Origin of the sequence: Agrobacterium larrymoorei, assembly GCF_005145045.1 — a bacterium.
Lineage (GTDB): Bacteria > Pseudomonadota > Alphaproteobacteria > Rhizobiales > Rhizobiaceae > Agrobacterium > Agrobacterium larrymoorei.
This window is the reverse complement of record NZ_CP039693.1, coordinates 242,444-255,799: the sequence shown is the minus strand read 5'-3', so window position 1 is coordinate 255,799 and position 13,356 is coordinate 242,444. Positions and strand designations below refer to the sequence as shown.

The following is a 13,356-nucleotide window of genomic DNA, read 5'->3' as shown; positions in this document are numbered from 1 at the left end:
CAGGTCCATGTGGCGCTCAGAGCCCGCATCGATTGGTATTTCAAAGAGCCGGACGCTTATAACGAGCGCGTTCTTTCTCGATCTGGTCGGCGTCGTAAGGGTCGAGCGTGTCGTCGAAGCGCTGCCATCCTTCTTCCCTGTAGGCGGCGCGGCGTGCAGTCGGATCGACCCAGTTCGAACGCTTGAGAACGGCCTCGGCCTCTGGAACCATGTCGTCGTCGACTTTCGCGGTAACGATGGTACCGCCACGGCGTACACCTTCCGCATAAACATGCGCATCTTCTTCAGAGACGCCGGAGTCCATCATGGCGCCAACGATACCGCCTGCTGCACCGCCTGCAACTGCGCCAGCGGCCACACCCGCCGCCGTGGCGGCAAGCCAGCCAGCGGCAACGACTGGGCCAACGCCTGGGATGGCCATGATGCCGAGGCCAGTCAAAAGGCCGCCCGCGCCACCGACGACTGCGCCGATACCGGCACCCGTGCCAGCGCCTTCGGCGGCCTTGGAATCGTCGCTATGTCGGTTATCGGCATTGTTCGATACGATGCTGATATCTTTGGAAGGAACACCAGCGGTTTCCAACTCGGTCACTGCCGAGCGCGCATCCGCGTGGTCATCGAAAAGTCCGGTTACAGTTCTCATCTGTGTCATCCTCAATTGGGTGGATCACTGGTCTCTCGCCTGGACCGGGGAGATCAGGCCTCGATAAACGGACAGCTTACTTGGCGACGACGTTGCCCTGATAATCCATGGAGATCATGACGGACTTGTCATCCTTCATGCCAGCCGCCATCCAGATACCCTTGTCATCCTTCTTGAGGTCCTTGACATCGGAGTAACCGGCCTCTTCGATGCGGGTTTTCGCCTGCTCTTCCGTAAAGCTGTTCGCACCTTCAACCGGAGCTGTCGGGTTCTTGGTTTCCGGGGTGGCGACAGCGGGCGTGTTGCCGTCATTGCTGGTTGCCGGGGCAGATGTCTGGGCAGCCGCAGACATCGCCGTGGCGCTCAGCAGCGCCACTGCTATAATGACTTTCTTCATGATGATTTCCTCTCATAAGGGCCGCATCTCTTGTTGCCCTCGACTACCAAACTGGCAGTCTCTGTATTCGTTCCGATCCCACGGAATTTAAAATAGAGGCGGATTGCCGCTTTTTTCTTTATCCGCGCACAGCCCATCGAAGCCCGCAATTGGGCTTTCGACACGTTTAATCGGATCGGGGCTTCGGTATGATGGGAAATGGCTCAAATCGTTTGAGTGTCATGATGATGAGGAGGTGCCGGTTCATATCGCTGGAAACCTGCCGAGAAATATTCAGCTGTAGGTCTCGTACCGCTTGGGCAATAACGGGCAAAACCTCTCAATACGGTAGGCCTCCAAACCACGGTCTGGAGTGTTTCCAAAGTGGCGTGTAGCAATAGATTAAGGTATTGCAATCGAAACGATACTTGTCTGTCTTTTGATCTGCAATCATCCGCCTCGCCAACGCGGCGCCCGGCTTTCGTAAGCCGTCATAGGGTATCAGCTGAAATACCGAACTCTCAGCGGCAAAAGCGCCGCACCCAAGGCAGAGGGGTCACCTTCCGTTTCGCTGAGAACAAGTTTGGCTTCCTTGGGGCCTGTACCGTAGCGGTGCTCGCGTTGTGAGGGCATGTTCGCGCGTTCGATCATCATTCGGCCAAGTGCGCGGGGCAATAGTCCCCCGAAGACGATCGCTTGGGGGTCGAGCACGGCGATAAGGCTGGCTATGAGCCTGTCCACCTGCGGCATGGTTTCGTCAAGCCATTCTTCCACACCGGGCCACGCGGGATCGAACTGGTGGTAAAGCGTATCGACAGAATGGATGTCGACGCCGTTTCTTTGTAGCGTCTTCATCAGATATTGCAGTGCTGGACGCTTAGGGGACTCATCCGGGTTGTATATGCCGCTGAACTCACCAGCATTGCCATGGAAGCCGTGGAATGGCCGGCCATTAAGGATCAAGCCACCGCCGAAGCCATAGGCGAAGGATAGATAGGCGAAGGTTTCACACCATAATCCGACACCGCGCAGGTTTTCGCCGATTGCGCCCGTCGTTGCATTGTTTTCCAACCAGACTGGTAATCCAAACCTTGTTTCAAGTATGGGTTTGAGCTCAATGAGCGACCAGTCCCGCAAAGGCTCAGGTGCGTTGAATATCCTGTCTTCCGAGATAAAAAATCCCGACATGGAGAAGCCGAGGCCGAGCAGCCTTGCGCGCGCAATCCCATGATCAGAGAGTATTCGATCCAATGTCATCGCCAGCGCATCAAGCGTCGCTTCCCGATCACCTGGAAGCGTCTTCAACTTTTCCTCCACAACGATGTTGCAGCGGAAGTCGGCAATGCAGATGACGACAGAGTCGGTATTGATCGAAAACCCGAGGGAGTAGGCGGCCTCAGGTATCAATTCGATCGTTGGGCTGGGTTGACCGCGTGTACCTTTCAGGGCTGCGCCGGTGCGTAGCAGTTCGCGCTCTAAAAGGCCTTCAATCAACCGATGTACGGATTGCTGCGTCAGGTTTGTGTGGCCGGTAATCGATGCGCGAGCAATGGGTCCGTGGCGTCGAACAATATCCAGAATCAAACGCTCGTTCTCGCTGGCAAGCGGATGGCGGGCGAAATTTAATTGCAACGTCTGGGTGATTGTCATGGCTTTGGATAGCGGCTGTGTCCACCGGCGGCAACAGGTCTCATGCGTCATTTCCACATTTTCACTGGACCGTCACAAATATTACGCTTAAAGTGTATTAATAAGAAGCCAGTTCTACAACGGCTCCCTAGGAGAAACTATTCAATGGGTATGAAATTCTTTGCATTCGCCGCGCTTGCGCTGGCGACGACGGCAGCGCCGTGTCTATCGGCAGACAGCAACATGAAGAATCTCGATTTCGACCTGTCCAAGCTCACACGCGAAAATTTCTACGACATCGTCGTTCCCGCCGCTAAGGCGGAAGGCCATGTAACGATGTACAACTTCGCGGGAAGCTTCGCCGACACATGGAAAGAACTGATCAACCGGTTCGAGGCCAAGTATGGTATCAAGGTTACCTATAGCGATGTGAAAGGCGATCAGGCCAACCAGCAGCTGATTGCAGTGCAGGCGGCCGGGCAGGATTCACCTGTGGATGCCTATTTCTCGGGCGGCGGCGATTATCCGCTTCTCTCTTCGAAAGGTGTCGTCGGCAATATTGCGTTGACGAAAATCCTGCCGAACATGGCGAATTACGACCCTGTATTGGCTGAAAGCCTGTTCGGTCGCAAGCACGGTGGCAGCTATCCGCTTGTCCATCTCAACCAGACAGCGATTGGTTATGACTCAGCTTTCGTAAAGCCACAGGATGTGCCGAAAAGCTTTGATGAGCTGCTGGTCTGGGCTGAAAAGAACCCGAAGCGTCTGGGCATAACATTGCCATCGAAAGGTGGTTCAGGCAGTGGCTTCATCTATTCCCTCGCGCTGAATTATCTGACGGGCGAATGCCGCCAGACGCTGACCGATTACAGTCAAACACTGGACGAAGCGCGCGATTGGGCGATGAGCACAGATTGCCTCGACCCCGTGTGGGACTATTACCGGCGTCTTCTGTCTGTCGCGGAACTGACGAATGGTAACGCCGATACGCTGAACCTCATCAACAACCAGCAGCTCTACATGGGCACCGTGTGGGAGGACCAAGTCCTGACTTTCCTCGGTAACAAGCAGTTACCGGAAACATTCCGCCTGACATTGCTGGAAAAAGGGCAGGTCGGTTCCGGCGACGCCATGTTCGTGCCCGCCAATGCGAAGAATGTCGCAGCGGCGCTTTTGCTGATCGACATGGCCATGAGCAAGGACTTTCAGGCCTGGAAGCTGGAAACCAAGGCCTCGCGTTCGCCCCGTGCGGATGTGACCAACGATCTGATGCCAAAGGACAAACAGGCCAACGTTCTTCCGCCGGATGTCTATCCCCGACTTTCCGTTCCAGCCTTTTGGGACATGTCGAAAGCCCTCTCTGACGCGCTCGATGAAAAGGTGCTGAACCAATAGGACGCGTGCACTTGCAAGGTGCGGTTCAGGCAGCCTGACCGCACTCCTCGCCACAGCCTCTATTGAAGGGAACGTCGTGATGAGCGAACTCGAGATCAGCAATGTAACGAAGGATTACGGTGCAACGCGCGCGCTTCATCCAGTGTCCATCAATGTCGAGCGCGGTGAATTCGTGACGATCCTCGGCCCTTCGGGCTGCGGCAAGTCCACCCTTCTGCGCATTCTCATGGGCATCAGCGAACCATCCTCCGGGGAGATCCGGCTCGGTGGCAGGCGCATCGATCAGGCGTCACCGGAAGCGCGTGACATCGCCATGGTGTTTCAGTCCTACGCGCTGTTTCCGCACATGTCGGTTGCCAAAAATCTTGGCTTTGGTCTGCGAATGAAGAAAGTGCCCAAGGATGAGCGGGCCCGGCGTATCGCTCATGCTTTGGAAATCTGTAATCTTGCAGGTCTCGTTGATCGCATGCCCCGTCAATTATCCGGTGGTCAGCAGCAACGTGTGGCCTTGGCCCGCGCCATCGTCATGCAACCCAGTCTGCTCCTGTTTGACGAGCCGCTTTCCAACCTGGATGCAAAGCTTCGCGACACGCTGCGTCACGAATTGACGGAATTGCATCGCAGAATTGGCGCGACAAGCATCTACGTGACGCATGATCAGGCGGAAGCAATGGCAATGTCCGACCGTATAGTCGTCATGAATGCGGGTCGCGTGGTGGAAATCGGGACGCCGCTTGAGCTTTATCGAGCCCCGAAACATGCGTTCACGGCAGGGTTTCTGGGCCAGACCAACCTGCTACCTGTCACTGCGAATGGTTTGGAGGCTGTGCTTGCCTGGGGACAGCCCGTAACGCTGGATGCAAGGGCCAATGGCCCGGCGCAGGTTTCCGTTCGACCTGAAAATATCACCATGGCCGCCAACGGCCAGGGTGTGGGCACCGTGTCGTCCGTTTCCTTCATGGGAGCGAATGCGCTCTACACCGTAGAGATAGGCTCGGCCCAATTACGCGTTACGCTTACGGGCGCGGAAGCGCTCATAGAAACCGGCAGCCGGGTGTCCCTGCAGTTTCCCGGCTCTGTGCACCTCCTTCATGATCAGATGATAAAGGAGGCAGCGTGATGCGTGGACTTCTTCGCGACCGGCGTGTGCAGCTCCTTTTGCTGCTTACACCCGGTGTCGGCTACCTGATCCTCTTCTTCGGCAGTCCCTTGATGTCCGCGCTGATCGGCAGCTTTCAGCAGGACGATGGCAGTTTCACGCTCGCTCTCTACGAGCGCATTTTCACCCGCCCTTCCATGATCCGTGGTCTTCGCACCTCGATATATTACGGCGTGATGCCGGTTCTCGTCTCGCTCGCGGTCTCCGTACCGCTGGCACTTTTGATCCGCAAAAGCTTCTGGGGCCGTAAGCTCTTCAGCGGGCTATACAAGCTTCCCATGGCGGTGCCCGGCATCATTGTCGGCCTGATGGTCATCGTGGTTTTCGAGCGCGGCGGCTTTATGGACCGCCTTGTGGCGCCGCTCGGAGTAACCCTGCCGAAACTCGTTCGCGACGATTGGGGGGTCGGCGTTATTCTGGCAAGCGTCTGGAAACAAATCCCCTTCATGACTTTGATCATTACCAGCGCGTTTGCGGCAATCCCTGAAGACATTCGTTACGCCTCGCGCACGCTTGGAGCATCCAGATTGAAGACGTTGATCTTCGTCGAAATTCCGCTCGCGATGCCCGGCATTACAGCCGCGATCCTTCTGACATTCATTGGCTCCATGGGCTCCTACGCGATACCGGATATCGTTGGCCCGCCGACCGCGCGTCCTCTTTCGGTGCTGATGGTGCAGGAATTCAATCAAGGTCGCTTCAATCAGGTTTACGCCATGGGCATGGTGCTGAGTGCCTTCGCGATATCGGTCCTGCTGGCCTATTACGCGCTGACATCCCGCATCGGAACCGGTCAAACGCGGGGAGACGCGGCATGAGTACTCTTGTTAGCGAAGCGCCGGTAATACCTCGCCGCCGCGTGTTCGAACCGGAAGATCGCATTTTCGTGTCGGCAGGTCTGTACATCTGCCTGGCACTGGCAATTGCCCTGCCGCTTGCGCTGATATTTCTCTGGAGCGTGGCGGATGGATGGGCGCCTCCGCTGCTTGTGCCCAAAGACTATACGGGTGCGCGATGGATCAGTGTTCTCTCCGATAACACGCTGATCCAGGCAACCATCAACAGCATCTTCATCGCAGTCGTCGTTACCTTTTCCACAGCAGCAATTGCGTTGCCGACGGCCTGGGCGATGGCCCGTTTTCCCTTCCGGATGAAGCGGTTGGTCGAGATATTCATTCTCGCGCCGATCATCATTCCCGGTCTCGTCGTCGCCGTGGGTATCGGCAAGATATTCCTGCTGATGGGCCTCGCCTATTCCGTGCTCGGCGTCATTCTAGTGCAAATCGTCGGAACCTTGCCCTTGATGATCCGCCTGATGACTGCGGCACTGGAAACAATTCCCGACGATCTCATTCATGCGGCGCGCTCGCTAGGAGCGGGAACAGTCGGCATCGTGTTGCATATCGTTCTGCCACTGGCCGTGCCGGGCCTGCTTGCTGGGGGACTCATGTCCTTTATCGGCAGCTTCGAGGAATTCGACAAGTCCTTCATCGTTGGCGCACCGGTGGTCCAGACGCTACCGATCAAGCTCTACATGTATCTCGATCCCTATTCGATGCAGCTGCCGCTCGCCTCCATCGTCTCATTCATCCTGCTGTTTCCGGCGCTCATCGTCTTCATCATCGCGGGTCGTATCCTGCGGGATGACCTGATGGCCGCAGGCATGGGCAAACTATGATCCTGATAACGGAAAATCCGAAAGTGAATAAAATGCACCAGACCATCGAAGCCTCTCGAAAGACCAATCGCTCCTGTGATGTCCTAGCCCTTTCTTCGCGGGAAAATCCGGCTATCCTCACCATTGCCCATCGTGGCTTCTGGACCCTCACCGCCGAAAATTCTCTGGCATCTGTAAGGGCAGCCGTTTCCGCTGGCGTGGAGATGATCGAAATCGACACGCAGGCAACGGTTGACGGACGCCTTGTCGTTATTCACGACGAAACGCTTGACCGCACCACGACGGGGCAGGGGACCGTAAGTGACCTTCCGTTCGAGACGGTTCGTGCTGCCAAGCTCAAAGCGGGCGCCGGTGGGAATGCCGCGGCCATCACCACCGAAACTGTGCCGACGCTGGAAGAGTTACTGGAAGAAGCCCGCGGACGCATCACCGTCAATATCGACACCAAGTTCACCCGCGACCTGCCGCAAGTGATGGAGACCGTGCTGCGTCTTGGCGTTGAGGATCAGGTTCTGGTCAAAACGGATATCGACCCGGAGGCAATCCGCTTCGAGATACTTGAAAAGGACTGGTTCGGAAAAATTCCGCATATGCCGATGTTTCCAGTGCGGAAGGGTAGGTTTGCAGAGGATTTACGTCGGATCGAAGCGCTACGCGCGCCGATGATCGAAGTAAAGTTCACCGATATTGCCGATCTCCTGGAAGGACGTGCCGAACTGGAGCGTCAGAATATTCGCCTCTGGATCAACACTCTCGACGTTTCCCATTGCCAGGATTTCAACGACACCAGAGCTTTGTCCAATCCGGATGCCGTGTGGGGAGCCCTCGCTGCGGCCGGTGTCGGCGCGATCCAGACGGATGAGGTGGAAGCCTTCAGGAATTGGCTAAAAACAGGTGCTGGTGAAAGCGGAGATCGCGGACATGATGAGTGAACGTCTCGAACGCGCCGCCACCATTGTCGAAGAAGCGATGGCTCTGGCTCTTCGCTTCTTTGGAGAGCGTGACGCGATCGCCACCCGATCAAAGGGCTTTCAGGATTTTGTTTCCGAAGCGGATACGACGGTCGAAAAGCTGATCCGGGATCGCCTTGCGGCGACATTCCCCGGCGAAACGGTGCTGGGTGAAGAGATGGGTGGCGTCGCCGACGACGCCTATTGGATCATCGATCCAATCGACGGAACCGCCAACTTCCTGCGGGGTTCCCCACTTTGGGGCATCTCGCTCGGCTTCGTGCGCAACGGAAGGCCGGAACTTGGCATCGTCGCAATCCCTGTCTTCAACGATATTTACGCCGCAGCTGATGGGACGGGCCTTCTGCTGAACGGCAAGCCGTTCGTCCGCCACGTGCCGTTCCAGGATGTCAGGGTCATGTCTCTTGGAGACAGCGCGGCTGCCGATGCCGAAGAAATTGCGACCCTTGCCGTGGGATTGCGGCACGCCGGTTGGGTAGTGGAATCCATCCGCTCAACATCCATAGGCCTCGCCTTCGCGGCCCGTGGCATTTTCGACGGCCATTTGCAGAAGATGACGACAATGTGGGATATCGCCGGCGGTGCCGTTCTCGCCCGAGAGGCGGGCCTCGATGTCAGAATTAGCACGCGTGAAGGCAGCAATATCCCATGGATCGCGGCTTCAACCTCTCAGCTGATGCGGGCTACCGAGGAGCTATGGCCAGAGGTAAAGTTGATGCACAATGAGTGAATGTTCTTTTGAATTTACGGATACGCATGGGTTGGATCTCGGCTAACCCGAAGATATCTGCAACCATACCCAGAGAATTTCGGCATATAACCACTGTCAGAAACTGGGTTTGATTTTTTTAACTTCAACCATCATCGTCAGGGATAACCGCTGCTGTAAAGGCCTTGGAAACACGCTTCAGCTTCGATATCGCCAGGGCCGCTCATGCAAGCGGATACCACAGCGAAAGACGGCATTTAATTTTGCGCAGTCCGAAACAAAGCAACCCTGCTGGAAAGCGATGCTGACTATTAATCAGCTGGCAGGCCCGATGCCTAGAACCGGATCAAATGGGAGGATCGATCGTTAAATTCGGTCCCTTTTACAAGGAATCACCATCGCTCCAGCAGGCTTGCACGTCCTTGAGGTTCGCAGATCGATCTTCGCCAAAAGACCAGCGTTGTTGCTGTTCCAGCTTAAAAGAGTAGCCAGGCGTTATCCGGTTAGATAATGTCGGGCTGATATCGAGATCATGAATCTAATGCCAAGGGAGCAAATGCTCCCTTGGCAGATCTTGTGCACGTTATAGAATACGCGCACTCAGCAAATCTTCCTCATCGTCACGCTGCTTTCCGCCCAATGCAGCCGCAGCTGATGCGATGAACGCTCCGACGAGCAGCGAGATAGCGCCTACAAGAGCAGTCGTTGCTGCAGCCTTGCGAGCGGTATCTGCCGATTCTTGAGCCTTTACCTTAGCGGCTTCGATCTGACCGAGCACAGTGTCGACACGATTGCGGGCATCCGCCTCGTTCAAACCTGTTCGGGCAGACACGACACTTGCGATGTACGCGCGGTCGGGTTCGGCCACTTCACCTGCCGCCGCACCTTGTAGGAGAATGCGTGACACTTCGGACGCCGCTGCAGTGCTGTCGGTGCGTGCATCCGCTGTTACTCGTCCTGGCCTAAGGAGCATGTCGGTGAAATAGGACGTCGACAAATCGGATCCATCTGATGAACCGGTAGACGATGCGGCTCCGGCGGTGGTTGCGGTTGAAGCGGCAGAACCAACAGCGGATGCGCCAGCGCTTGCAAGAGACGTAAGCGAAGATGCAAGGAAACCCATAACCAGGATGGTGGCGAGTGCCCAGCTCAGGAAACCATGTGCGGTATCTCTGAAAAACACTTCGTCAGTGTGAACTGCAGCCCATTTCGTCCTGAGTCTGCCGGTAAGATATCCCCCCAGAGCCGATGACAACCACTGGACGACAATCAACCAAATTGCCGCGGTTACGCCAAGAGTTGCAGCGGAACTGCTTTCGCCTGACCACGGAGAAACCATGGTGAGGCCAAAGCCTGAGCCGACGAGAAGCAGAATCAAGGTGATGCCCGTCGCCGCAATCGCGCCACCGATGATCGGGCCCCAAGACAGTGCCGTTTGTGAGGATTCGACAGGCATTGCGCCCAAGTTGTTGTTAAGGGGCATCGCCGTTCCTATCGCAGAAAGATAGCAAGAAGGATGATGATTGGAAGGGGAACACCCAGCATCCAGAGTAATATGCCACGGCCCATCGGAGATCTCCTTTTGAAAATTGTCGGTGGAGATTCTCAAACTGTTTCAGTGTCTATTAGTTCCTGCAGAAATGCCGTGGAAGTTGTTGATCCGCTTGTCAATTTCAGTAGCTCGAATAACACGTTGGCGGCGCTGGGGCGACTTCGTTAAAGCAGGAGCCCTTCTTCCTGAATATCGGGGTTCTGCTGAGGCGGAACGATGACCAGCATGTTGCCCGGAAGTGGTCGTTGAAGGTGACGCGCCTCGTCCCACGGCGCCGTCAGCCAGGTATCGATTTCTTCCCGAGTGGTAAGGATCGCGGGCATCGCCTTCTGGTGGATGGGGGAAACGATCTCGTTGGGCGATGTCGTGAGGAAACCGAACAGCTCATACTCCTGCTCGCCGTCTCTGACCTTGCGAACACCTTTCCACGGCGTCCAAAAACCTGCGAAGAACATCAGTGGCTTGGTTTGATCCTTCGCAAACCAAGCATTCGGGACGCGGCCACTACCGACCTTGCTCGTCGGATCCGGTTCCGCAAATGAGGTGAAGGGAACGACGCATCGGCTGGTCGGTCCGAGCCATCGCCGCCAGTGCGGTGAGGATACGTTGCGGACATTGGTTACGCCGGGATCGTAGTTCTTAACGTAGGCCGGAGGCGAAGGCATCCCCCACGTCGCGCGGACGATCTCTCTTTGCCCATCCCCCGCGACGCGCACAATCGGTGCCTGATAGCCGGGATAGACGTCGAAGCTCGCCTCGTTCTATCCGGCCAGATCACGGAACGCCTTTGTAAATTGCAGGACGGCGTCTCGCGTCGTGGTCACGTTGTAAAGATTGCACATCGGCCCCTCCTATTTCCACATTCCGCGCATGCGTGCGCCGACATCGATACGGATCTGCTGGGCGCTGCGTTCCGATGCAGCGGCCGAGACCTTCGGCCAAGCCATGGGTTCGAAGTATTGTAGCAGCGTCGCCGGGATGAACCGGGAGCGCGACGCGTAGACGTGCCGATCGCCTTTCGAGTTCTGGCCGTGCGTAAAAAACCGCTGCGGCGTGATAAGTGACAAGCTGTCCTTCGCTCTCGTCATGCCGACATAAAGTAGACGCCGCTCTTCTTCGATCTCCTGCGTCGTACCTGTCCCCAGGTCCGATGGTATGCAGCCATCAACAACGTTCAGCATAAACACGGAACGCCATTCCTGTCCTTTGGCCGAATGAATGGTCGACAGGATGAGATAGTCTTCATCGAGCAGCGGCACTCCCGCCTGATCGCTTGTCGCATCCGGTGGATCGAGCGTCAGTTCGGTTAGGAAGCGCTCTCGGGAGGGGTAGCCGCTGGCAATCTGTTCGAGCTGCAGGAGATCGGCTTTGCGGGTATCGGCGTCTTCATGGATGCGGTCGAGATGCGGCTCATACCATAGGCGGGCGCGCTCGATATCCGAAGGCCAGCCATCCTTTGTTTTCCGGAGACCAGCCAACAGTTGAACGAAGGAGGTCCAATCTTCGCCCGTCTTCGGTGGCGGCGGGATTTCGGCTAGTGCCAGCAGCGGCTCGGGATCGGTGGCGATTGTGTCGAGGATGGTGCCAGCCTTTTTGGGGCCGATGCCTGGTAGCATCTGCAGGAGACGGAAACCCGCAACCCGGTCACGCGGGTTTTGGGCGAAACGCAGTACTGCCAGCATGTCCTTTACATGCGCACTGTCGAGAAACTTCAAGCCGCCGAACTTTACGAAGGGGATGTTGCGACGGGTCAGCTCGACCTCCAGTGTGCCACTGTGGCTGGATGTCCGAAACAGCACCGCCTGCTGCTTCAGCGTCATTCCAACCTCGCGGTTGGCGAGTACCTGTTCGACAATGAAGTTCGCTTGCTCAATCTCGTCCTTCACCGTCACCAGCTTCGGGCGCTCAAGCGATTCTCGTTCGGTCCAGAGGTTCTTGGTGAAGCGCTCTCGCGCCAGTTCGATGACGCCGTTGGCTGCTGCGAGGATAGGCTGGGTGGAACGATAGTTTCGGTCGAGTGTGATGACATCAGCCGCGGGACTGAATGATGCGGGAAAGTCGAGAATATTTCGGACCGTGGCTGCGCGGAACGAGTAGATCGATTGGGCGTCGTCACCAACCACCGTCAGACCGCGGCCGCCGGGCTTCAGAGCCATAAGAACTGATGCCTGTAACTTGTTGGTATCCTGGTATTCATCGACCATAACATGATCGAAGCGATTGCCGATATCATCGGCGAGGCCAGGATCGTTGACCATCTGCGCCCAGTAGAGCAGGAGGTCATCATAGTCGAGCACGTTCTGTGCCTGCTTGGCCTCGACGTAGGCTCGGAACATCTCCTTCAACTGTTCTTCCCAGGTGGCGACCCAAGGATAATGCTGGCGCAGGATTTCGTTCAGCGGCCTCTCCGAGTTGACGGCGCGTGAATAGATGGCGAGACAGGTGCCCTTGGTTGGGAAGCGTCTATCCGTCTTAGAGAAGCCCAGCTCATGCCGAACTAGGTTCATGAGGTCGGCGCTATCTTCCCGGTCATGAATGGTGAAGTCGAGGTTGAGACCGATCTGTTCGGCATACATCCGCAGCAGGCGCGCGCCGATACCATGGAACGTGCCGGACCAGGCAAGCGCGTCTGTCAGGACGGCGGCGTTGGCGCCCAACACATTGCGGCAAATACGCTCGACGCGTCGTGCCATTTCCGAGGCGGCTCTGCGAGAAAAGGTCATCAGCAGGATGCGGCGAGGATCAGCGCCATTGACGATCAGATGAGCCACCCGGTGAGCAAGCGTGTTCGTCTTGCCTGAACCCGCACCAGCAATAATCAGGAGTGGGCCGTTGACGTTCAGCGTTGATGGTCCAACGCCATACTCGACAGCTCGTCTCTGTTGATCGTTGAGCTTTTCAAGATAAGCAACTGCCATCACCATGCCTCCAATGTAGTTGAGGTCCATATCCTAGCAAAAGCTACTTCGCGGGATCGGTATCGTGACAATTAGCACCTACTTGCAGACCGATCCAGAACAAAAAATGAACATAGTGTCCTGGGGGACTGGGGGCTCACTCAGTTTTCATAGCGACACAGGGGAGGGCGGGGGCGGCCCTTTTCTGTAGAGGACAGTCCTTTGAACCAGCCTGCCCCCATAGCTATGAAACGTATCTCTTAGCCCATCCAAGCGTTGCGTTCCTTTCGACCTAGAATGCGTTCTGAAACCTCTGAGAACTTCCAACTGGGAAAACCGTGGCTTTC

The 13,356-nt window shown here is 56.5% G+C and carries 11 protein-coding genes and 1 pseudogene; 6 read left to right on the top strand and 6 right to left on the bottom strand.

The window, feature by feature from the left end; genetic code table 11:
• Positions 1-40: 40 nt before the first annotated feature.
• From CFBP5473_RS22325 to CFBP5473_RS22315, 3 genes are all read right to left on the bottom strand, one after another.
• The gene (locus CFBP5473_RS22325; RefSeq protein ID WP_027674879.1) at positions 41-643 is read right to left on the bottom strand and encodes a general stress protein; all 603 of its coding nucleotides are present in this window, start codon (positions 641-643) and stop codon (positions 41-43) included.
• A 76-nt stretch (positions 644-719) separates the two neighbouring features.
• Positions 720-1,040: a PepSY domain-containing protein gene (locus CFBP5473_RS22320; RefSeq protein ID WP_027674878.1), complete on the bottom strand. Its 321-nt coding sequence runs from the start codon at positions 1,038-1,040 to the stop codon at positions 720-722.
• Positions 1,041-1,520: 480 nt separating this feature from the next.
• Positions 1,521-2,669, bottom strand: a complete 1,149-nt coding sequence (locus CFBP5473_RS22315) for an ROK family transcriptional regulator (RefSeq protein ID WP_027674877.1) — start codon at positions 2,667-2,669, stop codon at positions 1,521-1,523.
• Between the two features lie 144 nt (positions 2,670-2,813).
• Here CFBP5473_RS22315 and CFBP5473_RS22310 point away from each other — a divergent pair, with 144 nt between their 5' ends.
• The 6 genes from CFBP5473_RS22310 (at position 2,814) to CFBP5473_RS22285 (ending at position 8,581) form a co-directional block, all read left to right on the top strand.
• On the top strand, positions 2,814-4,043 hold the full coding sequence (locus tag CFBP5473_RS22310) for an extracellular solute-binding protein (RefSeq protein ID WP_027674876.1): 1,230 nt from the start codon (positions 2,814-2,816) through the stop codon (positions 4,041-4,043).
• A gap of 79 nt (positions 4,044-4,122) precedes the next feature.
• The gene (locus tag CFBP5473_RS22305; protein ID WP_027674875.1) at positions 4,123-5,163 is read left to right on the top strand and encodes an ABC transporter ATP-binding protein; all 1,041 of its coding nucleotides are present in this window, start codon (positions 4,123-4,125) and stop codon (positions 5,161-5,163) included.
• A complete protein-coding gene (locus CFBP5473_RS22300) occupies positions 5,163-6,020 on the top strand; it encodes an ABC transporter permease (protein ID WP_027674874.1) in 858 nt (285 codons plus the stop codon). The genes CFBP5473_RS22305 and CFBP5473_RS22300 overlap by 1 nt, the downstream gene beginning before the upstream one ends.
• Positions 6,017-6,880, top strand: a complete 864-nt coding sequence (locus CFBP5473_RS22295) for an ABC transporter permease (protein ID WP_027674873.1) — start codon at positions 6,017-6,019, stop codon at positions 6,878-6,880. The genes CFBP5473_RS22300 and CFBP5473_RS22295 overlap by 4 nt, the downstream gene beginning before the upstream one ends.
• Positions 6,881-6,912: 32 nt before the next feature.
• The gene (locus CFBP5473_RS22290) at positions 6,913-7,812 is read left to right on the top strand and encodes a glycerophosphodiester phosphodiesterase family protein (protein WP_027674872.1); all 900 of its coding nucleotides are present in this window, start codon (positions 6,913-6,915) and stop codon (positions 7,810-7,812) included.
• Entirely contained in the window at positions 7,805-8,581 is a 777-nt protein-coding gene (locus tag CFBP5473_RS22285) for an inositol monophosphatase family protein (RefSeq protein ID WP_027674871.1), read from the top strand. The genes CFBP5473_RS22290 and CFBP5473_RS22285 overlap by 8 nt, the downstream gene beginning before the upstream one ends.
• Positions 8,582-9,143: 562 nt before the next feature.
• Here the strand turns inward: CFBP5473_RS22285 and CFBP5473_RS22280 are convergent.
• The 3 genes and pseudogenes from CFBP5473_RS22280 to CFBP5473_RS22270 form a co-directional block, all read right to left on the bottom strand.
• Positions 9,144-10,043, bottom strand: a complete 900-nt coding sequence (locus tag CFBP5473_RS22280) for a hypothetical protein (RefSeq protein ID WP_027674870.1) — start codon at positions 10,041-10,043, stop codon at positions 9,144-9,146.
• A gap of 233 nt (positions 10,044-10,276) precedes the next feature.
• Positions 10,277-10,954: pseudogene (locus CFBP5473_RS22275) on the bottom strand (SOS response-associated peptidase).
• 9 nt (positions 10,955-10,963) lie between these two features.
• Positions 10,964-13,030, bottom strand: coding sequence for an ATP-dependent helicase (locus tag CFBP5473_RS22270; protein WP_027674869.1), 2,067 nt, complete (start codon positions 13,028-13,030; stop codon positions 10,964-10,966).
• Between the last annotated feature and the right edge of the window lie 326 nt (positions 13,031-13,356).